The sequence below is a fragment of the Lactobacillus sp. VURO6/B1 (VP7) genome (assembly GCF_058139575.1).
Genome location: NZ_JBVOWJ010000013.1, coordinates 67,119 through 88,379 on the forward strand (window position 1 = coordinate 67,119; position 21,261 = coordinate 88,379).

Consider the following 21,261-nt stretch of genomic DNA (forward strand, 5'->3'; position numbering starts at 1 on the left):
GTATAGGTAACTAATTAGGAAACAAGAAATATGATTCAAAATACGCAAACAAATCAACATCAACTAGGAGCACTTACTGGTGCCAGCAAGTGTGACCATTATTACGAATTACATTTTGCTACGGGCGAAATTGCGCACTTTTACGTCTTAGCTGACGGCATTTTTCGTCTTTTAATTGATCCCGAGCAAAATTTTACTGAAAATCGAACGGAAACTATTCAATTAACCCAGTTTGATAATTCTGCCTTTGCAAAGTCGCAGGTCAGAGCCACCAATGATTCCTTAATTATTCATACTGGCAATTACCAAATTATTTTTGGGCAAAATCCAGCTGTTATAAGTATTTTTGATGAATCTTTGCACCGCAACAGGATGCACCAATCTCAGCCACTTGAACTTAGTTCAACCAAAACCCGTGAGTTTTTAACAGAAAATAAAAATGAATTTTTTTATGGTGGTGGCTTGCAAAATGGCTACTTTAGTCACAGAGGACACAAAATCGCAATTAAGCATGACCAAATAACCGGTCAAGGTGGTGTCATTATGCCTGTTCCTTTTTTCTGGTCGAATGCTGGTTATGGCGAATTAAGAAACACTACTGCAGCAGGAACTTATGATTTTGGCAAAACCAAGAGAGGAGTCACTGTTCTCACCCACCAAGATGCAGTTTTTGATGCATTTTACCTTCTTGGCACCAATCCTCAGGAAATTTTGCAGCGCTACTATACTTTGACGGGCAAACCGATGTTATTGCCAAAATATGCCTTAGGTCTGGGTCATATTGGCAATTTCTGTACAACTTTATGGCAACCAAGTCAAGCTAAAGAGCGCAATGCCAGTAAAATTGGCAATAATTATTATACTCGTACAAAAGATGAAAAAGCCGCATCCGGCAAAGCTTCGCTTAACGGTGAAGAAAACTACCAGTTTTCCGCGCGGGCACTAATTGATCGCTATCACGCCATGCATTTTCCTTTGAGCTGGTTTGTGCCCAATTATGGTGTTCAAGCCAGCAATCACCAAGCTCTTAGTTTCTTTAATGAATATGCGTTAAACCAAGACGTTCATCCCGGATTTTGGCACCAAAGCGAAGTTGAATTACCGGAAAAAACTGCTTTTACTTTTACTACTAATGAAATAGCGACTAAAGATAAAGCACAGCTTCAAAGCGATTCACAAACAAAGCGTTCACTAGTGCTTGCTGATAGCGGCAGTACCGGCATGCAAAAAAACGCTGCTTTGATCTTTGGAGATGTTGGCGGCAACTGGGGCAATGTTGCTACACAAGTAGCTGGTATGCTCGGAGCAAATCTTTCAGGTCAGCCTTTAGTTGGTGCAGCAGTTGATGGACTAGAAGGCGGTGGCAATGCACAAATCAATGTCCGTGATTTTGAATGGAAATGTTTTACCCCACTGCTCTTTAACTTTGATGATCAGGGCAACTTCAGTAAAAACCCGTTTGCTTATAATAGGAAAATAAGCGACATTAATTTGGCTTACCTCAAATTACGCCAGCATTTGACTAACTACTTATATACACTAAATGAACAGGCAAAAACCGGTGCTTTAATCATGCGTCCCCTTTTCAGCGACTTTCCAGACGAGCCGGCTAATTACACAGCACAGTTTGGCAATGAATTCATGTTAGGCTCCGATTTGTTAATTGCACCAATTACTAATGGCCGTGAAGATGAAAACGGAGATTCACGCAAAGATAATCTGTATTTACCCGGGAAGAAGACAATGTGGATTGATCTTTTTACAGGTAAAAAATATGCCGGTGGCAAGGTTTACAATAATTTATCTTTTCCATTATGGCACCTGCCAGTCTTTGTTCGCGGAGGCAGTACTTTTGACTGGGGCAAGCGTGATTTTCTGCTTTACCCACAAGATCAAAGTGAGGCAGTTATTTACAACGATAACTCTCAAGCCGCTGAATCCAATAGTTCTACTACAAAAATTTTTAGTAAAACTGAAAATGAAACGTTGCTGGTAACTATTCCACCAGTTGAAGGCAACTGGGAAAACCAAGATGTTGAACAGCCTACTAAGTTGACTATTATGTGTGATTCTTACCCTGATCGCATCACTATTAAAATTAACGATCAAGTTGTCCCAGTGGAAGAATACGGATCGCTTGACGCTTTCAACCATGCTCGTGAAGGTATTTTTTACAATACTAATTATGGCTTGGATGAATTTAAACAATATCACAAGAACACGCAAACTGCCCTGCAAATAAAATTAGCAAGTCGAGACATTACCACAACTAAAATCGAAATTACAGTGCACAATTTTAATTATGGCAAGAAAGTTTTAGTACATGAAATTACCAGTGGCGTATTGCCTTCACCTAAATTGCCGGCAGTTGATTCAAGTAAAATTTCAGCTCATTCGTTCGAACTAGCCTGGCCTCATGAAAGTGCAGTTCAGATAGAAGTTAATAATCTCCTTTATGTAGGCATTACCGGCAAAAATTTCACTTTTCACGAATTAACTCCTAATACTCGCTATATCATTAGAATGAGGTATGTAATAGGAAATAAAGTTTCTGAATGGTCTGATCTTTTCGGTGTTATTACCAAGCACGCTGCTAAAGATTATGCTATTGAAAACATTGATGTGACTAGCAACTATGCCAGCAAAGAAAATCATCCCCTGTCTTATTTAACTGATCTTAAACTGGCAAGCGAATGGCAAACGGATCAATCAATTTCACCTGAACAACCACTGGAACTAACCTTTACTTTTGAAAAAGTTGAGAAATTAAGCAGAATGGTCTATGTGCCACGAAATATTGATCATAATGGTGATCCTCTTGTCGTTTCAATTGCTGTTTCAACGGATGGCGAGCAATATACTACCTATGCAGACCACTTGCAGTGGAAAGCTGACACGAAAAATAAAGTGGTTGGTCTGCGAGATGTCCGTGCAAAAAAAGTGCATTTGACTATCTATCAATCATCTGGTCCAATTATTGCTGCAAGAGAAATTATCTTTTTCAGAGCAAAAAGATAATAAATATAAGCGCAAAGTTAATATATACTGAGCCTCCAAAAGTTGTCCTAAACTTGGGGCTCTTTTATTTAAAAATTATATTAGACATTTAATTAAGCTTTTGGCTCATGATTTATCTATATATTTTTAGTCTTAAGGCTTTATCGCATTGAAAATATTATATTAAATGTGCTAAGTCGTTATTAAGACTATATTGCTGCTTAAAATCAAGATCACCTAAATTTTGGAGAGATATAATTGAAATCTTCTCGGATGTGGTGTATACTTGTACTAACATAAATTAAGGAGTTGATAGTAATGGAAAAGAAACTAGGTAGCTTTTCTGTTAGAAAAGTTGGTAATTCTACGGCCCTCACGGTTCCAAGTAAGGCGAGAGTTAAACCTGGACAACGATTTGAATTGATTCAGAAAGATAATAGCACTTTAATCTATAAGGCTATTGACTCTAATCCGTGGTTTAATGGAGAATATGACAATATTGATTTTAAAAAAGAAATTGCAAAAGTAGGTAATCCTGATACTATGCAGGTTGGTAAGGAGAATATTCCGTGGTAGCACCCAAACAAGGAGATATTATTTGGATAGATGCTGAACCACATGCAGGACGAGAAGAAGGCGGTCATAATCCCCAATCTGGCAATATTCAAAGACCAGCGATAGTTATATCAAATAATGCATATAATCAAAAAACAGGACTTGTTATCTGCATGCCTCTTACGCATGATCTTAAAAAAGATAATCGTGGTCTATACTATCGTCTTGCTGATATCAGCAGTGGGATATCTGGTAGCGTAATTACTTTTTTCATACCTAATTATGATTTTTTTGGTCGACACGGTAAAATTGTCGGACATGTTAGTGATAAAGACTTGGATAACTTGCTATCTAAAGCATATCAAATTTTAGATAAGCGTTAATTTTATCAAAATATTGCTTAACCTAAAATAAAACCCCGAAATTGAAGTAGAACTAAAAAGTGAAGTGCTCCGTAATAGTTAGACATTAATATGATTATTAGGAGCACTTTTTTCATGACTAAATATTCGATTGCTTTGAAAATTAATTTGGGGTTCACATCATTATTTAGGAATAAGGCAATATTTTCTATAATAAAATTTGAATTGATAGTAAAGAGTTGAATTTTGGAATTTTCATTTGATGGTACAACTCTAACTGATTTTCCAGAATTATTAATTTCAAATTCTAGAGTTGAATTTTTTGTGCTTTTATTTATAACAAAAAATGATCCATTAATAAGTCGATTGATGGGCTATTACTTCTTGAGCAGAGACATATTCAGCCTAAGTAATAACCTTTTTAACTTCTATATACGGGTCAATTTCGTTTACGACGTCTTGACTCAAGACATTAGATAGTTGAGCGTAAGCAGAATTACCAACAGAAGCTACTGATACAGTATTTGTGACAGCAAAGGCATTATTATATGCTTCTCTTAATCATATATGATTAATTACAATTGCTGGATCCTATAATAAAGTTTTTGGAGCTATTTAAAGCTCAGGTCCATCGTCACTATCAAACTCCTGCTGTTTTTTCTTAGAGGCCCCATATTCTTTCTGTAGCTTGTCCCAATCAAGTTGACTGTTTTTGAAATCTTTTTGAGCTTCCTCTTCATTTTTTTTAGCATATTGCAGACTTAACATCCGATTTTTAAGTTCTGTTTCTACATAATCAGCGATCAAATTTCTAAATGGTTGAGGATCATTATTGGGCTGCTGGGAAACAGCTAATGCTTTCATGTACTGCTCTCGTGCGGGTTTAGATGGATTAACATTAACCACTGGATAACCATTTTCAGTTAAGACTAGGTTCATTAAAAGCCGTGCTGTACGTCCGTTGCCATCTTTAAATGGGTGAATAGTAACGAATTTTTGGTGCAAGTCGGTCGCATACTGTACCGGGTGCAACTTGTCTTGTGCTTCATTACTCCAAGCTTGTAATTGTTGCATTTTCTCGGGTATTTCATAAAAGTGGGCGTAAGGACGTGATTCTGAACCGTAAGGGTAAACATCAATATTGCGATACTTACCAGCTTCTTCTTGCGGTTGAATTGTTGTCAAAGTTGCAATTCGGTTCAAGTTTCTAATATCCTCATTGCGAATTGGCTGTTTTTTAGTTGCTAAATCTTGCATATAGTCATAAGCTTCATTTAAGTTAATGATTTCCAGTGTTTCCTTAATGGTCTTACCGTGAATAGTTGCGCCTAGTCCGCCGTTAAGAATCTCGGCAGTTTCAGCTTCGGTCATCGTGTTGCCCTCAATTGCAGCAGAAGACCATACATGCTCAATTCTGATATTTTGCTCGAGCTGCTTTACTTCAAGCGGAGATAGTGGTCTGTAGGTATCCATCTTATTTTTTAGGTTTGTAATCACAGCTAATTTTTGTCTGTATTCCATTGTAATACCTTCTTAATTTAAGCTAATATTTTTAGCTAACTAAAGCTCAAGTCCATCGTCACGATCAAGCCCCTGCTGCTTTTTATTCTGTTTGCTCTTCTTAGCTGATTTGAGTATCTTTTTAAATTCGGCAATAGTTTCTTTTTCATCAGTAGCCGATTGCCCCTGACCCTTGTGTTGCGCCCGCGCCTGCAAATTTGGCTCCATACCGAAAATACCATTTTGATACGTCCAGTCCTTGAGGTCAGTCATGTCATTGGAAAAGTAATAATCTGCCAGCTTTTGCTGCCACGTTGGCCACTTGTCAAGCGGTACGTTAATCAGACCGGCTCCGTTATCAATCATTATCTTGTTAGCTGCAATTGTGGCGGTTCGCTTGTTACCGTCGTAGAACATTTGCTGGCGCATATTGTGATACATCAGAGTTAGTGCCTTATCGGTGGCGGTACGATCACTGACTAACAGCTGCTTTAAATATTCCTGTTCCTTGTTCTCTTCGATCATAGGTGGTTCAAACTCGCCTCGGTAAGTTGCTACACCGCCTGAACCATTACGCAAATATCCTGGAAAGGCAGCCGTATCGCGTGCAACAATCTCATTAAGCCTCTTTTCCATGTTCAAATCCAGGGGCTTTTTTTCATTGATAGCAAACTGCCAGCCTCGCTTCAATTGAACAATAATATTAATATCATCGATTGGAACGCCGTCAACGCCCAGACCATCAATGATTGTCTGGGTCTGTGGCATAGTGGTAGTCAGGCCTTCAAAGCGTGAATTCGTGAAGACTAATTTGGTTAAATTAGTTTTGGCAAAGCGTCTATTTTCTTCAGGCGTTAGTCTGAACTTGTCTTCATACTTCAATTGATTTATCCTGCTTTCTAATCTAATCCAAAAACTTCATCCTAATCAGACACATGTTGTTTTTTACTATACTTATTAGCTAATATAGTAAAAGCATTCTCTCGGCTAGGCATATTTTGAACCTTAATTAATTGTGAAATTCTTGCCACATCAGCGTCCATTTGCGCTTGGATCAACTCTTCATTTTTTCGTGGGTAGTCAATCACTTGGCCATGGTTTGCAGCATATGCTGAAAGAAAAACTTTACAGCTTCGGCCGTTGCCCTCTCTAAACGGGTGCATAAAGTTGATTTCATCTAACAACTTCGCATAGTCTTGGGCTTTTAAGGCCTTTTTTTGCGGCAGATTTTGCATAATATTATTAATATTGGCTTCCGCATATCCAAATCTTGAATGATCACAAAAGTCATAACCGTTTTTTGGAAAATTACCCGGTCGATATTTTCCGGCCCAATCATATAAACGGCCAAATATGATTTTATGAATCTTTTTTATATCCTGAATTTTTTTAATTTGGGGCTTAGAGTGGAGAAAAATTGCTGCTTTCCGTGTTGCTTCCAAATACTCTACTTGTTCAAGCTTATGCTGATCTCGAATATGATATTTGTTTTTCAAAACGCCGTTAGGATACAGCGTATCTTTTATCCAGTCACTCATTGTTACTATTCCAAATTGCAGCAATCTCCTTAACTTCTTCTGGATCAGGATTTACAACTCCGTCCAAGACGGCTTGAATATCTTCCTTAGTGGGGTTCCAGCCCTCTAAATGACTGGCTTCCACTACTCCCCGAATTTCGAAGTACATTTCTTTATCTGGTATAAAGACGCCCTGAATGGTCTGTGTTTCGTCATCAATTTCTAAATTATATGATTGCGGTTTTAACATATTTAATAAATCACCAGCTCTTTTATCTAAACCGACCGCGAAAGCGTCAAGAATTCTGATTGACCAAGCTTCAATAGGCCTGGCAATTGCTTTTCTCAGTGTACTTTCTGAAACGTGACTCTTTTCGGCAACTTCCCTTACCGAAACGTGTTTACTATTTAGTAATTTTGTAATTGTTGCGCTCATTTTAAAATGCTCATTTCTAAAATTATTTTCCAAATAAATTATACCATATTTGGAAATATCTATTCCATTTATGGAAGTTTTAAGCATGTTGAATTTGTAATTCTTTTAATGGTCGCGATTTAGAATCAGGCAAGCCCTATAATTGCGCCTACTTTTTTTCGAAAAGAGCAACAAAGTAAATTATCTAAAAAGTTCAACAGCTTTATAATTTTTATGTGCCTTTTTTATTTTTATTGCTAAAATCGCAGTATTTTTAATAAATATAGTATATAATCAAAAATAAATTCAAAAAATGGGGTTTTTTGAATTTATAATTAGAAAGGTAAACTAAATTATGTCAAAATATCACTTATTGAGAATTTATTCTTACCAACATCCGGGTAAACCAGTTACTAGTGAATTTAATAAAAGATTTAATGGCTATGGCACAATTAAGTTTCCGTTAGAAATAAACCCAATAGATGTGCGAGAACAAATTAGAATACCTACACAATTGCCACTTTTTTTGGTACAAATTGAAGATTATAATTCACTGCTAACTGTCATTAGAGAGAACTCTGCTCAAATCAAAACACTCATTGGCAAGCTTCCAGGTGTTGCTAGAGAGCAATTTTTCATTGATTTGTTAATTAAAGAAATTAAAGGTACAAATGATATTGAAAATGTTGCTTCTACTACAAAGGAAATTAACAGAGCCGTAGAAAATATTAATAATCACAATAAACCTGTGCGTTTCCAATCTTTTGCTAAAATGTATTTTGATATTGAAAACGGTAAAACTTATCAACTTAATGAGCTAAAAGACATCAGAGTATTGTATGACTCTTTATTAAAAGGTGAAATAACAAAAAGTAACTTACCTGACGGCAAGCTATTTAGGGATGGCTTTGTCAGAATTGGCAACTCAACCCAAACTGTTTATCTTCCCAAAAACAGCGAAGATGAGATAAATCAGCAATTGGAAAATTGGTTGAAATTTATTAACATGGATAAATATGATCCGATTTTAAAAGCCTGTGTTGCCCACTATTATTTTGAATATATTCATCCTTTTTATGACGGCAATGGCAGGTTAGGAAGGTATCTCTTTTGCAGTTATATTGGAAAAAAAGTTGACCCTTATACTGCTGTCAGCTTTTCTTATCAGATCAATCAAAAAAAGGCAAGATATTATAAAGAATTTCAAGAAGTTGAAAATGAAAAAAATTACAGCGAAATCACACTATTCGTTATCAGTTTGCTAAAATACTTAGTTTCTGGACAAAAATATGTCCTAGGTAATTTAAAAGATGACCATAACATTTTAAATTTTGTCAAAAAGAAATTAGAAGATTTTGATTATCCTAACTTTGAATTTAATATCTTATATGTATATGCACAGTCATTTTTATTCAACAGTTTTGATGGCAGCGTTCAAGACACAAGTTTGATCAGCTTTATCAAAAGCACAGAAAAAATATCAACTAAAAAAGTAAAAACAGCTATAGAAGATTTAGAAAAAGAGGGTTTAATTAAAACCGTTAAAGGAAGGCCCAAAAAAAGAAAATTAACTACTAAATTTTTAGATAAAATTGGTTTGAATATCTAAAATTTAAACAATCCCATATTCAAAAGCTTTTTAGATTAAAACACAGTTATTTGTATTTTTTATATAAAATTTCCAGAAGTCAATTATTAATTATGTAATATCTATTAAGCAGTCAAAAATATACATTGCTCTTCATATTAAGTGCATTATACACAATAATGGTGTATAATGCTTGTAAGTTAAGAAGGGAGGCTATAAGTGTGCCATGGAAACCAGCAAAAATGATTAGATTTCTTTTAAAACATGGCTTTGTAGAGTGTCCTAAACGCGGAGGACATAGAGCTTTTTATAATCCTATCACGCAAAGATACACAGAGGTACCAATGCATAATAAAGAACTAACTTTAGTAACTGAGAGAAATATTCTAAAGGAAGCTGGTTTAAGCAAAAATGATTAATGTTTCCTACTTGGCATATTTAAATTGACATGAAACAAGAAATTGCAGCTTATCCTGTTATTATAGAAAAATGTAACGATGAATCAGGACATTATTATGCAATTACGTCACCTAACATCCAAGGCTTAGTCACTGATGGTCAAACAATAGGTGAAGCTCTTTATCATGCAGAAGATGCAATGGCAACAATGATTGACCTTCAAGGCTATCCTAGAGTTCAAGATCCTAAAAAGTGGAGGTTGGAAAAAAATCAGCAAATATCTTGGGTTAAAGTTAATATGACAAAGTGGCGTAATAAATATAGTAAAACTGTCCGGCGAAACATTTCATTGCCAGAGGATCTAAATAATTGGGCTAAGAAAAATAAAATTAATGTATCAAAAGTTACAACCGAAGCTTTGCGTCAAATGCAAGCTTAATAATATTATTTTAATTCAAGTCACTCAAATAATAAAAATAGTTTCACTTTAAAAGCACCTCAGGTTAAACCTAAGGTGCTTATGTTTTTTTACTTACTTGTATTATTTTTTGAAAAACCAGTGATACATTTTCCCATCGAGAAAGTCACCAATCACAAATATCAACGTCCACAAAACAATTCCAATAATACGCACAAACAAAGATGTTATATAGTTATTCCAGCTATTATCATATGGCAGAAGAAAGAAAGCAATTGGAACTAAAAGGAAGAAGTACTTAAATTTAGTCCACCGTACATGTTGCTGCTGATAAAACTGGACAAGTTTAGAATTCTGCGGTGTTTTGTGTGATAATCTGACGCAAACTAGATATATTAAGTAAATAGCATCAACTATTAGTAAAATCAAAACAATATCATTAAGCATAAATAATCCCCTCCTATTTACAATTTAAGTCAAAAAAATTTTAAAACAAATGATATTTTATTATTTACTGTTTAACTTGATTTTAAAGACAAACCTATACTTTTACAATATTAAGTAAAAATAAATTTGGTATGCAAAATATAATAAACTGCTTTTTCAAAGCAGTTTTTAAAATCATAAAAAAACCAGCTTATAGAACAAAAAGCTGGTTTATGATTTAAAACTTTTTCTGGTTTTTAAACGAAACTGTCCTTTTTAATTACCCGATAAATAGAAATAACTAAAACTAAAATTGCGCAAAGCATTGCCACATAGGCCATGGGTCCGACACTAATGGCAGCCTGGGCTTGACTGCTAGCCATACGATTTTCGACAGCGTATTCTACAATCCACTTACTCAATAAACGAGGAGTTAATACAAAGCTGGCAGTAGCAATGATTGAAGCTACCAAGGCCGTATTGCGCGAATATGGTTCCCGAAAAAATTGTGCTAAAACGCAAAATGCTGGTGCAATCATTAAAAGCAAAACCCACATAATAATTAAACGACCTGCACCACTGCTCATCATTTGGGCACTGTTAGCCGCATAACGATATTTACCCCACAACTGTCCACCAGTTAGGGTATTTAATAAACTCAAGAAGTATGATCCCTGTTGACCATAGACGCCACCACGATTAGACAAGATGCCCTGAACGACCTGCAAGCCATCAGTCGAACCAGCTGTGGAAAAATTAACTGTTACCACTTTTTTCATATAAGTGGCCAGAAACATGATGATCGAACCGCCAAATTGCAAAGCTCGTAACATGCTTAATTTCCGAGATGACTTCATTTTAAATTCGAGACTAAGTACCCGGTTAGGATGATGACTGCGACCAATCACAAAGATGCCAATTGCGACCACAATTGCAAGTGCAGCAAGAAGCCACCAGAGTTTAGCCATAACTAAGAAAATTGCCAAAACAACAATGGCCACTGCAACATATGGTCGATCAGCAAATATATCCCAGAAATTTAGTTTTAAATGGCGGTAGTCAGCACGAGTTTGAGAAGTATTATTTTCTCTAATCGTTGTCTTTGGCGCCTTGTTTGTGTGCGACTGGGATTTTTGCCGGTATTCCTGCCTAGTTAAGTGCGAATCTCTTGCCATACCAACATCCCTTCCTTTCAGAAATAATATCCTAACATGTTTAATATGAAAATATCATCTATTTAGCAAATTCTTAGCAAATTTATTGTGCTAAAATAGAAAAGATATCATATTTTTTAGAAAAACATTAAAAAAGAAAGCGAGGACGTTTTGACAGTTTCCGAAAAATTTCCGGCTGGCTGGCATAAAGCTTTTGTCACTTTATGGCTAGGCTGCTTTATCACAGGTATGGGTTATTCCATGACAATGCCCTTTATCTCACTATTTATCGCTGATCTGGGCCACTACAGCAAGCTGCAGATTAGCATGTATTCCGGTCTTGCATTTGCTATGACCTTTATTGCTCAGGCAATTGTTTCACCTTATTGGGGCAACTTGGCTGACCGCAAGGGTCGTAAATTAATGTGCATGCGGGCATCTGGGGTCATGGCTTTAACTATTACTGCTACCGGTTTTGCCCCTAATGCTATTTACATAATTGTCATGCGTTTTATTCAGGGTGCTTTTTCCGGCTACATTAACAATGCTACCGCCCTGATCGCAGGAGAAACTCCCCACAGAAAAAGTGGCTGGGTAATGAGTCAAATGATGACTGCCGGTACTGCTGGAAATTTAGTCGGACCACTTTTAGGTGGAGTTTTGTCAAATTTCTTTGGTAATTGGCTTGGTGGCGTCTGGGGCTATCGGATTCCATTCTTCATCACCGGCTTTTTGATGGTGCTCGTCTTCTTAGGGTCGACATTCTTAGTTCATGAAAACTTTACCCCAATTTCCCGCGAAGAAATGAAGCCTATGAAAGAGATCATGCACTCTCTACCCAATGTTAAATTGATTGTGGTCATGTTCGTAACTACCCTGTTAGTGCAGGCCGCTAACATGTCAATTGATCCAATTGTTTCTTTGTATGTCAAATCGATGATGCCTAATAGCAAAAACATCGCATTTGTGGCGGGGATCGTAGCCGCAACTCCAGGTCTCGGAACGCTGCTGGCTGCTTCCAAAATCGGACATAAAATGGATGAAATTGGACCACTAAAAATTTTACGCCTAGGTTTAATAGTAGGAGCTGTTCTCTTTATTCCTATGGCCTTAACTCATTCGCCTTGGGTGCTGGCAGGATTGCGTTTTCTGCTGGGAATTGCCAGTGCTGCAATGTTACCGGCAGCACAGACTGTTTTGACACTGAACACTCCGGCCGAAAGTTTTGGCCGTATCTTTAGTTATAATCAGTCTTTCCAAGCAGTTGGTTCTGTGTTTGGTTCAATCATGGGTTCCACCATTTCTGGTCTGTTCAACTATGCCACAGTTTTCTGGACTACAGGCTTCACTCTACTGATTAACTTTATTCTGATTATCTTTTTCAGTTTGAGAAAAAGTCCTAATAAATAAAAACTAACTTACAACTAATAAAGTATCCTAATTTTGGTGGTCACATCATATTTCGTTCAGGATGCTTTTTTGTTTTGCTTGATCTCCGTAGATAAACATTGTATAATTTTATTACATTTCAGGATATACATTGTTTATTTTTTATAGGGGGGGAAAATTATGATTCGTGCTACTATTTCTAAATGGGGTAATTCTAAAGGCATCCGATTAAACAAAGCAGTCCTGCAAGCATTAAATGCCACTATAGGAGATCATTTAAACTTTAAAATTGAGGACAACAAAGTAATAATGACAAAGCAAGATGATTCACATGATTTAACTTTTGAAGAACTTTTTAAAGATTATTCAGGTGAAGAATTTGATACCGAAATTAAGTTACCAGATGAGAGAAAAGGAAATGAAAAATGGTAATTAAGCAAGGATCTATTCTATTAATGGATTTAAGTCCTAAACAGGGGCATGAACAATCTGGCAAACTACCTTATTTATATTTAAGCTATAAAGGGGTTGAAAAATACGCTCATATTGCTGTGTTTGCTCCTATATCTACTACTAAAAGACGCTACCCATTATATCAAGAATTACCTGCTGCATCTCAAACAAAAGGTGTAGTCATGCTAGATCAGCTAGTTACAATCGATTATCATAATCAACCATTTCATTATTTAGAGCAACTACCTGATGATTATATGGAAAAGATACTCAAAATTGTAAAAGTAGTTTTTCAGAAAGATTAGCCAAGCGGTTTTTCTGTAGATAATTCCATGATATGTTGTGAAGCTAAGATTGGTCCTTTTTTTAACACGGTTTTAATAGTTCCTATATCTTCACCAAAGAAATATAGAGTAGCAGAAAAGTTTGTTAAATCACCTTTATTTATTAGATGAAATCTATGCTGCAGCCTTACTACAGCATGTTAGGGCAATAGATCCAACTGTGAGAATGAAAGGTAATATCAAAGTAAGATTAGACGAAGCTAATATGAAAAAATTTAAAAAATTTAAGTTCAATTTTTTTAAAAAACAAAAACTGTGCTGAACCTCAAAAATTATCCAACTTTTGGGGCTTTTTTATGTCTAAATTATCTAAACAAGATAAAATTATAATCTATCAGCTTTGGCATAATTATCAAATTAAGACCAAACTAAAAGAACTAACTCCGATCAAATAAGGGCAATTAGTTCTCAGTTAACAACCATAAAGTGTTCTAATTTTGGGATTCACATCATTATCTTGACAGCTTTTTATATCTGGCTTAGAAAAATGCTGGCAAAAAGCAACTGCAAATTTACCAGCTAAATGGCTATTTATTGCGCTTTTTGTGCGGATTTTCTCATCACCAATACGGTAATTGCAAAGAGCAAAATACTGACGATTAATAATCCTAGAAGAGAATATTGCACGTTTGTCACCGCTGATAAGGTGGTAAAAGCAGTTGTCATTAAGGGACTGGCAATTAATAAAATCGTATTGATCAGGCCAATGGAAGATGCCAAAATTTTATGATCAACTGCACCTACCATCCACTGCGTCAATTTTGGTGTAGCAGTTCCCGCAAAAAAGCCTAAGATACAGTAGGTTATTAAACAGAACCAGATTTGTTTGCTTAAAATAGCAATTATGACACTGGCACCAGCAATATTGGCAAATATAATAATGAGATAAAGGCTAACTTTTTTAAATAAATTAGTACCAAAAATACTGCCTGAGGCAGCGCCTATTCCTGCCATAGCGCCAATTAACGCTATTGTAAAGCTATAGGTTCCGATGACCATCACCTGACGATTGCCCGCAATTACAATAGAAATCAGGGGCTCGATCGTGCTGAGAACTCCGTTTAAAACGGCGATTACCAGTACTGTAGTAATTAGGCCACTAGCCTTTTTCACTTGCTTTAATGCTAAGGCCAAGGTAGCCCAAAAACCGCGATCATCGACTTCTTGTGTAACAGTTGCAATACCTTTTTTACGCTGACTTCCAGCAATATTGTAATAAATTAACCCAGCCACAATGAAAGTCAGACCGTTAATCACAGCCAGTGCAGAATATGACATAAATAGCAAAAGTCCTGACCCAACAAACTGACTAACCAAAGTAATTACCTGTGAGACACCGCTGGTAAAGCCTTCGGCTTCAGCAATCTCATCTTTTTTAACCAGACTGATAACTAAAGGCGTTGTTAAACCACCAGAATAAGTTCCGGCTGTATCAGAAATAAAGTTGATGATAATCACCATAATTACTAGATTCCAGCCAGCGATGTTCTGGCTAAAAAGAAAACCAACCAGTAGATAAAGCGCACCTCTGATCATAGCCATCCAGACTATTTTTTGAAATTTGTTCTGCGTCCTGTCAGCTAGATAGCCACCAACACTGGAAAACAGCCGGGGAACTGACTCCGAAATAGCAATTAATGATAAGGCCAGCGAATAGTTTTTGAGCCGACTAGCGTAAGTCATCAGCGCTAAATAGAATAAAATTTCTCCAGCACTAGATAAAATGCTGGCAATTGAAAACTTGCGATATTCTTTATTTTTAAAAAAGATGGTCATAATTTTTTCTCCCGTTTAACTTTCTTCTTTTTCAATTGTACTTGAGCTAAAATTGAAAATAAAAAAGTGTCATATATGAAACAAAAAATATTAATGAGGTTAAATTATGACTATCGGTGCATTACTTAGACAATACCGTTTAGAAGCTGGCAAAACTCAACGCACATGGATTCGCGACGTTATCAGCCCCTCTTTTTATTCTAAAGTAGAAAAAGATCTGACCCGTATTTCAGCGGCAGACCTAATTGAACTATTACGGCAAAATCACGTGAAAATTGCGGATTTTTTTAAGCAACTTGATTACCATGCTGAGAGTGAAGATAATCTCAAAAAGAAGATTGTTGCCCAAATGACAGACGCTTATTATAATTTTGATATTAAACGCCTAAAAGAAATCAAACAGGCTATTGCGGGTAGCCAACTTGCTAGTAAAAATGAGTTAATGTTACGTGTGAACTCAATCCTGGCTATTATAGATGGTAATAGAGAAAAATTAAGCGCTACAGAAATCCAGCAACTAAAGAATAAGTTCTTTAATGAAGAGAATTTTGACTGGAAAACTATCAAAATTTTCCTGAACTGCATGGTTTTTTATGATTTTGCCAGTGATATGATCATTACTAACAAAATTTTTCAACAATTTAAAGATAGCGATAATGACGATATACAATTTATAGTGTTGGGAATATTAATCAATATGATTAGTATGTGTCTGGAAAAAGACAAGTACCAGGAAGCAAAGCAGTTGGTGGAAAAATCCCATGAGATTCACACCCAGCCGCTAACCTGCTTTAATAAGATGGTTCTATTATTTTTGGAGAACATTATTAACTATCATTTTGATCCTAAACAGGTTTATCTGGATAATTGCGCAAGGCAAATAGAAGAGTTTGCCTTAATCGGCATGACTGAATTTAGTAAGCAGTTGCAAAAAATTGTGCAGGAAAACACTTGAAAAAATTAAACTTATAATAGCAAATCAGGTTTAAAATTTTATTTTAAACCTGTTTTTTATTGTTAGTTAATAATATTTTTTCTAATTACCTGTTCCAGTGCAGTGCTAATACAGCCAACGCTACCTGGTTTATCGTCCTTAAGATAAGTCAGCCCATAATAATAAATACTTTTATATTTTAAAGGGCGATAGGAGACAAAGTTAATATTTTTATTAATGCAAAAATTAGGAATTATTCCTATGCCTTGTCTTGCCTTAATAAAGTCATACATTAAAAAGTACTCATCCACCCACTTAATCTGATCAGGCCCTAATTTAGACAAAACTGTTTGATTAAGCCGATAAATATCTGGCAATGAACGGTCAGTATATGGTAAAAGAATTTTTTGACGACAAAGTTGGTTAAGGGAAATAGTTTCATACTTTTCTAGAGGATGACCAAATGGTAATGCAACCCAATATTTGACTGGTACATATGGCTTAAAAATGACATCATCTGAGTCTTTAATGACGTCACTAGTTAAAAGTGCCAAGTCTATCTTGCGCTCTTGCAATTGGGATAAATAATCAACCAAAAAATTAATGATGAAAGTAAAGTCGTAATCTTTACACTGTAAATTAAATTTTTGCAAAAACAAAGGGATAACATAATGTTCTAAGGGATTAGCCGCCATCCCTATTCTTATCTGAGTGAGATCAGCTGATGCCGACCTATGTTGTAAATAATTTACAGCACTATCTCTTTTCTTTAAGATATCTAAAGCTATTTGATAAAAATATTTACCGGCATCTGTAACCATTAATTTATGCGGAGAGCGATCCAGCAACTTTACATTAACTTCTTTTTCCAACTCCTTGATGTTTTTGGAAATAGCTGACTGAGAAAAATCCAATTTACGAGCTGCTACAGTAAAGCTTAAATTGTCAACAACATAGATAAAACAGCGCAATTGTGAAAAATTCATATTTTATTATTCCTTTTTGTACTTTCTTATTCCATTATGCGTTAAGAAAGCGCCTTTAGCAATGATACTATGTGATTAAATTCATTAAGGAGGTAATTTTAATAAATGAAACAGAAAGTTTATCCGTGGCTAATTGTCCTGTTTTCTGGATTAATGTGTGCGGTGATTGCCAATACTTATACTGTTATGATGAGTCTCTTTTTAGACCCATTAGTACATGCATTGCATGCACCATTATCAGCAGTATCATATTTCATGACTATCACCATTATTTCAATGTCATTTGGATTCGTTCTGGTTGGTCGCTTTATCACAAAAGTCCATTTTAATTGGGCATTAGCATTAGCCGTCATCATGACAGCCACAGCGGTAGCAGCTTTATCACAAGCCCACAATCTAATCGTATTATATTTAACTGCTGTAATCATAGGATTAGGTTGTGCCTTCACGGGCTATATTGTTCAAGGCATTCTGGTTAATAATTGGTTTGTTGCTAAGAAAAACTTTGCATTTTCATTGTGCGCCGTTGTTGTTTCTGTTTATCTAATGTTTTCTAGTTCTTTTACTACTATCTTAATTACCAAACTAGGTTGGCGTTCTGCGCTTCTGACACTAGGATGTATTAGCCTAGTTATTGGCTTACTTGGCGCTTTCATTATGAAACTTCGGCCTGAAGATATAGGGTTAAAGGCATATGGAGCTGAGCAAGTTCAAGGTAATACAGAAACTGCGTCTATTCCTGCAACACCGCAAATTAAAACAAAGTCTGTTATTTTTTCAGCAGCTTTCGTATTGGTGTTACTATTCTATGCCTTGGTCGAATTTGGGGGCAATATTCAAAGTTTAATCCCGGTTTTTACAACTCGTAGTGGTTTTGGCCCTACTGCAGGAGGATTAATTATTACTCTAATCAGTGCAGCCGAAATTTTTGTTACTCCCCTTTTTGGGATTACTACAGATAAATGGGGTAGCAAAGCCGTAGCTGCTTGGCTGATATGTCCAATAGCAGCAATGTTGCTATTCATTTTAGCTGCTAAAACAAAATCTTTTGTTTTACTATATTCCGCCGCCCTTCTTTCTACTGCTTGTGCTACGGTCATGGGAACTGGTGAGCAAGTTTTTGGAGCCGAAATGTTTGGGCCCGCTTTTGATATTGGTTACTCCAATGTTAGTGCCATCACAGGTGTAATAGGAGCATTTGCTACTCCAATATTTAGTTACATTTATGAAGGCAGCAATTCATTCATAGTAGTTTTCATTGTAGTAGCAATAATTTATTTCATTGCTTTAATCATCCCTCTAATTGGGCCAAAATTCCGCTTAAGATTTGAAAATAAAGGAGAATAAATATTATGACTAAAAAATATGACGTAATTATCATTGGTGGTGGTCTTGCAGGTTTCGCTGCAGCCACAGATGCGGCAGACAGAAATTTAAATGCCCTAGTGCTAGAAAAAGGCAGAACAACTGGCGGAACTGGTAATTATGTTGAAGGTGTTTTTGCGGCAGAATCTAAATTGCAAAAAGAAGCAGGAATTGATATTAAGCGTGAACAAATTCTCCAGTTGGAAATGGACTATTCTCACTACAAGGCTGACCATGAAATGTGGCGCCATTATATTGACCACTCTGCAGAAAATGTTGATTGGCTTCAAAAACACGGCGTTCAGTTTGACAAAGTTACAGAAATGGGCACTGATTTGCCAACTTGGCACTTATTCACAGGCCATGGGAACAAAGCAATCCATGAAGCTTTACAGCCGTATGTTGAAAAAAATAATATTGCGATTAAAACTTCTACTCAGGCAGTTGACTTAAAGCATATTGCTGACGGCAGTTGGACTGTGATTGCCAAAGATTTAACTGCAGACAAGGAAATTACTTTACAAACCAAAAACGTAATTTTAGCTACTGGTGGCTATTTAAACAATCCTGAAATTATGGAAAATGCCAACAAGTTTAATCCTGAACGGATCGTTCCCGTTAATTCCGGCAAGTCAACCGGTGACGGTCTCAAAATGGCATGGAAGCAGGGAGCAAAACACTTCTTTACCGGCATGACAATGAACTTTGGCGGTCAGATTCATGACTCGCAAACTCCGACTTACGAATTTGCAACATGGGATCTGGGTAGCGCTGTTTGTGACGAGCCTATTTTATGGGTAAATGAAAGTGGCAACCGTTTTACCAATGAATATGATTGCGTAAGTAACTGGGCTAACGAGGGTAACGCTATGATTCGGCAAGACCGCGTTTTTGCCATTCTAGATCAAAAGACTATTGATGATTTTACTGATAAAGGTTTCCCGCTAGATTTACACCCCTTTTATGAACTGCCAAATTATCCGCACTTGCGTGAAAATGTTAAAGACGCTATCGCTAAGAACTATGACTTTATGAATTCTGGTTCAACGCTAGCGGAACTGGCAGAGAAGATCTCTGCACCTAATCTGGAAGAAACGGTTAATCATTATAATGAGCTTGCTGAAAAAGGCGTTGACACAGATTTTGGCAAGGATAAAAAGTTCCTCTTGCCAGTTGTACAAGGACCATTTTACGCAATAGAATTGGGGGTAGGTGCTTTTACTACCGGAGATGGTCTAAAAGTCAACTTGCATAATGAAGTCTTAGACAACAAGAGTCAGCCAATTGAGCATTTATATGCAATCGGCAGTGATGGCTCAGGCGTAATTTATGGTGATACCTATGGCGTTAAAGTACCTGGAAGTCATGCCGGTTACTGTGTTTACTCAGCCAGAAATGCGGTTAAAAATTTAACGGCTAATTTGTAAAATAAGCACTGATTATGATAATCAGAAAACAAAGAGTCTGGGAAAAAACTCTAACCTAACTAAAAAAGGCCGACAAATCACGTCAATAAAACGTTGATTTGTCGGTCTTTTTAAATTATGAAATTTTTTAATTTAACTTCAAAGAACACTTTTTTCCCAGACTCTTTTATGTTCGCTGGAATTAGACAGACAAGTTTTAAACTTCGTTAATTAATGCAAAAATGCTAAAGCATTTTACTATATCTAATCAAAATTGTAGTTACCATACCATTAAAATAAATATAAATATTGCAATATTTTAGTAAGCTGACAAAACTTTTCTTTTTAAAATATAAGCTTCATTAATCAATACTTAAAATTGATAATAGTTGTATAATATATTCATATAAGGAGTTTAAGATTAAGGAGTTAAAAATGAAAAAAGTAAAAATAAAAAAACTGTTTTCTCTTGTGATTATCTTTTTCGGGCTCGGTACTTTAGGTTTAACAACTGCGGTTATGCGTGCAAGTGCAAACGGTGAAAATAAAGTAGAAACTGGTAATAAATACGGGTATTTAAAAAAGCCCGTCTTTCCTAAGAGCTGGAAGGGCTATTGGGGAGGAAAGAGTAATTACCGCTATATTATCCATGAAAAATATGGTGATATTCTTGGTAATTGTGGTATTGCAGAATACGGTTATGTAAAAGGGACTCATAAATATCCTTGGCAGATGTCTGCAGAATGGAAAAGAAAATGTACTGAAAAAAGACTATTTCTTCACGCTTATCGGAGAACATGGACTCATCATAATGGAATCAAATGGGCTATTTTAGGTGATCCTTTATCTAAACCTATTCAAAAATATGATTTTGCTATTACCTGTCGCACTGAAACGATTAAAGGCAAAAAATACCGTGTGTTATTTGAAGCTAGCCCAATAAGCTTCAAGACAACTAGTCAATATTTCAGAACAAAAAAATTAACAAAAAAATATGGTCATCATCAGTTTAAGGATATGAAATATTCAGCTAAATTTAAATAATTATAAAGCAAAAAGGGCGGCAAAGGCCGCCTTTTTAGTTGTAATTATAACTTTTTATTTTTGCTTTATTTCACTAAATTTAAAAAGCAATTGAACCTTCTGAATTTATCTTCAAGACCATGACAAATAAAAAGCCCCGAAATTGAGATGTCTTAGTTTGAAGTGCTCCATAATAGTTAGACATTAATCTGACTATTAGGAGCACTTTTTTCATGACTAAATATTCAACTACT

21 protein-coding genes are annotated in these 21,261 nt (G+C 35.8%); 13 read left to right on the forward strand and 8 right to left on the reverse strand.

Going from position 1 to position 21,261, the window contains the following annotated elements; all coding sequences use genetic code 11:
- Window positions 1-30 precede the first annotated feature (30 nt).
- The 3 genes from ACZ2M0_RS08350 (at window position 31) to ACZ2M0_RS08360 (ending at window position 3,935) form a co-directional block, all read left to right on the forward strand.
- Complete coding sequence (locus ACZ2M0_RS08350; protein WP_490059138.1) at window positions 31-3,018, forward strand: TIM-barrel domain-containing protein; 2,988 nt, start codon at window positions 31-33, stop codon at window positions 3,016-3,018.
- A 297-nt stretch (window positions 3,019-3,315) separates the two neighbouring features.
- Window positions 3,316-3,573, forward strand: coding sequence for a hypothetical protein (locus tag ACZ2M0_RS08355; protein WP_490059139.1), 258 nt, complete (start codon window positions 3,316-3,318; stop codon window positions 3,571-3,573).
- A complete protein-coding gene (locus ACZ2M0_RS08360; protein WP_490059140.1) occupies window positions 3,567-3,935 on the forward strand; it encodes a type II toxin-antitoxin system PemK/MazF family toxin in 369 nt (122 codons plus the stop codon). Before ACZ2M0_RS08355 ends, ACZ2M0_RS08360 begins: the two co-directional genes overlap by 7 nt.
- 594 nt (window positions 3,936-4,529) lie before the next feature.
- On the opposite strand, the gene ACZ2M0_RS08365 is transcribed toward ACZ2M0_RS08360, so the two are convergent.
- Genes ACZ2M0_RS08365 through ACZ2M0_RS08380 form a run of 4 tightly spaced genes read right to left on the reverse strand, consistent with a single transcriptional unit; the run spans window position 4,530 to window position 7,367 of the window.
- Complete coding sequence (locus ACZ2M0_RS08365) at window positions 4,530-5,435, reverse strand: Fic family protein (RefSeq protein ID WP_490059141.1); 906 nt, start codon at window positions 5,433-5,435, stop codon at window positions 4,530-4,532.
- Between the two features lie 39 nt (window positions 5,436-5,474).
- Window positions 5,475-6,296, reverse strand: coding sequence for a Fic family protein (locus ACZ2M0_RS08370; RefSeq protein WP_490059142.1), 822 nt, complete (start codon window positions 6,294-6,296; stop codon window positions 5,475-5,477).
- A gap of 41 nt (window positions 6,297-6,337) precedes the next feature.
- A complete protein-coding gene (locus tag ACZ2M0_RS08375; protein ID WP_490059143.1) occupies window positions 6,338-6,952 on the reverse strand; it encodes a Fic family protein in 615 nt (204 codons plus the stop codon).
- On the reverse strand, window positions 6,945-7,367 hold the full coding sequence (locus ACZ2M0_RS08380) for a helix-turn-helix transcriptional regulator (protein WP_223902862.1): 423 nt from the start codon (window positions 7,365-7,367) through the stop codon (window positions 6,945-6,947). Before ACZ2M0_RS08380 ends, ACZ2M0_RS08375 begins: the two co-directional genes overlap by 8 nt.
- A 334-nt stretch (window positions 7,368-7,701) precedes the next feature.
- On the opposite strand from ACZ2M0_RS08380, the gene ACZ2M0_RS08385 reads away from it, so the two are divergent.
- From ACZ2M0_RS08385 to ACZ2M0_RS08395, 3 genes are all read left to right on the forward strand, one after another.
- Window positions 7,702-8,955 (forward strand): Fic family protein, encoded by a 1,254-nt coding sequence (locus ACZ2M0_RS08385; RefSeq protein WP_490059144.1) that lies wholly within the window; start codon window positions 7,702-7,704, stop codon window positions 8,953-8,955.
- A gap of 200 nt (window positions 8,956-9,155) precedes the next feature.
- Window positions 9,156-9,353, forward strand: coding sequence for a type II toxin-antitoxin system HicA family toxin (locus ACZ2M0_RS08390; protein ID WP_223902860.1), 198 nt, complete (start codon window positions 9,156-9,158; stop codon window positions 9,351-9,353).
- Between the two features lie 29 nt (window positions 9,354-9,382).
- A complete protein-coding gene (locus tag ACZ2M0_RS08395) occupies window positions 9,383-9,772 on the forward strand; it encodes a type II toxin-antitoxin system HicB family antitoxin (RefSeq protein ID WP_223902859.1) in 390 nt (129 codons plus the stop codon).
- 102 nt (window positions 9,773-9,874) lie between these two features.
- Here the strand turns inward: ACZ2M0_RS08395 and ACZ2M0_RS08400 are convergent, their stop codons facing one another.
- Window positions 9,875-10,198 (reverse strand): hypothetical protein, encoded by a 324-nt coding sequence (locus ACZ2M0_RS08400; RefSeq protein ID WP_490059145.1) that lies wholly within the window; start codon window positions 10,196-10,198, stop codon window positions 9,875-9,877.
- Between the two features lie 236 nt (window positions 10,199-10,434).
- Window positions 10,435-11,352, reverse strand: coding sequence for a cytochrome C5 (locus ACZ2M0_RS08405; protein ID WP_490059146.1), 918 nt, complete (start codon window positions 11,350-11,352; stop codon window positions 10,435-10,437).
- A gap of 150 nt (window positions 11,353-11,502) precedes the next feature.
- Between ACZ2M0_RS08405 and ACZ2M0_RS08410 the strand changes: the two genes are divergently transcribed.
- The 3 genes from ACZ2M0_RS08410 to ACZ2M0_RS08420 all read left to right on the forward strand — a co-directional run bounded on the left by ACZ2M0_RS08410 (window position 11,503) and on the right by ACZ2M0_RS08420 (window position 13,478).
- Window positions 11,503-12,741, forward strand: a complete 1,239-nt coding sequence (locus ACZ2M0_RS08410) for an MFS transporter (RefSeq protein ID WP_122053018.1) — start codon at window positions 11,503-11,505, stop codon at window positions 12,739-12,741.
- 159 nt (window positions 12,742-12,900) lie between these two features.
- The gene (locus tag ACZ2M0_RS08415; RefSeq protein ID WP_490059147.1) at window positions 12,901-13,152 is read left to right on the forward strand and encodes an AbrB/MazE/SpoVT family DNA-binding domain-containing protein; all 252 of its coding nucleotides are present in this window, start codon (window positions 12,901-12,903) and stop codon (window positions 13,150-13,152) included.
- Window positions 13,146-13,478 (forward strand): type II toxin-antitoxin system PemK/MazF family toxin, encoded by a 333-nt coding sequence (locus tag ACZ2M0_RS08420; protein ID WP_490059148.1) that lies wholly within the window; start codon window positions 13,146-13,148, stop codon window positions 13,476-13,478. The genes ACZ2M0_RS08415 and ACZ2M0_RS08420 overlap by 7 nt, the downstream gene beginning before the upstream one ends.
- A gap of 570 nt (window positions 13,479-14,048) precedes the next feature.
- On the opposite strand, the gene ACZ2M0_RS08425 is transcribed toward ACZ2M0_RS08420, so the two are convergent.
- Entirely contained in the window at window positions 14,049-15,293 is a 1,245-nt protein-coding gene (locus ACZ2M0_RS08425; RefSeq protein WP_490059149.1) for an MFS transporter, read from the reverse strand.
- Between the two features lie 106 nt (window positions 15,294-15,399).
- Between ACZ2M0_RS08425 and ACZ2M0_RS08430 the strand changes: the two genes are divergently transcribed.
- Window positions 15,400-16,248, forward strand: coding sequence for a helix-turn-helix domain-containing protein (locus tag ACZ2M0_RS08430; protein ID WP_490059150.1), 849 nt, complete (start codon window positions 15,400-15,402; stop codon window positions 16,246-16,248).
- A 62-nt stretch (window positions 16,249-16,310) separates the two neighbouring features.
- On the opposite strand, the gene ACZ2M0_RS08435 is transcribed toward ACZ2M0_RS08430, so the two are convergent.
- Entirely contained in the window at window positions 16,311-17,213 is a 903-nt protein-coding gene (locus tag ACZ2M0_RS08435) for a LysR family transcriptional regulator (protein WP_490059151.1), read from the reverse strand.
- Window positions 17,214-17,318: 105 nt separating this feature from the next.
- On the opposite strand from ACZ2M0_RS08435, the gene ACZ2M0_RS08440 reads away from it, so the two are divergent.
- The 3 genes from ACZ2M0_RS08440 (at window position 17,319) to ACZ2M0_RS08450 (ending at window position 21,028) form a co-directional block, all read left to right on the forward strand.
- A complete protein-coding gene (locus tag ACZ2M0_RS08440) occupies window positions 17,319-18,560 on the forward strand; it encodes an MFS transporter (protein WP_490059152.1) in 1,242 nt (413 codons plus the stop codon).
- Window positions 18,561-18,565: 5 nt separating this feature from the next.
- Window positions 18,566-20,005 carry a vinyl phenol reductase gene (gene vprA, locus ACZ2M0_RS08445; RefSeq protein WP_490059153.1) on the forward strand — a complete coding sequence of 480 codons (1,440 nt, stop codon included), beginning with the start codon at window positions 18,566-18,568 and terminating at the stop codon, window positions 20,003-20,005.
- 414 nt (window positions 20,006-20,419) lie between these two features.
- A complete protein-coding gene (locus ACZ2M0_RS08450) occupies window positions 20,420-21,028 on the forward strand; it encodes a hypothetical protein (protein WP_490059154.1) in 609 nt (202 codons plus the stop codon).
- The last annotated feature ends 233 nt before the right edge of the window (window positions 21,029-21,261 follow it).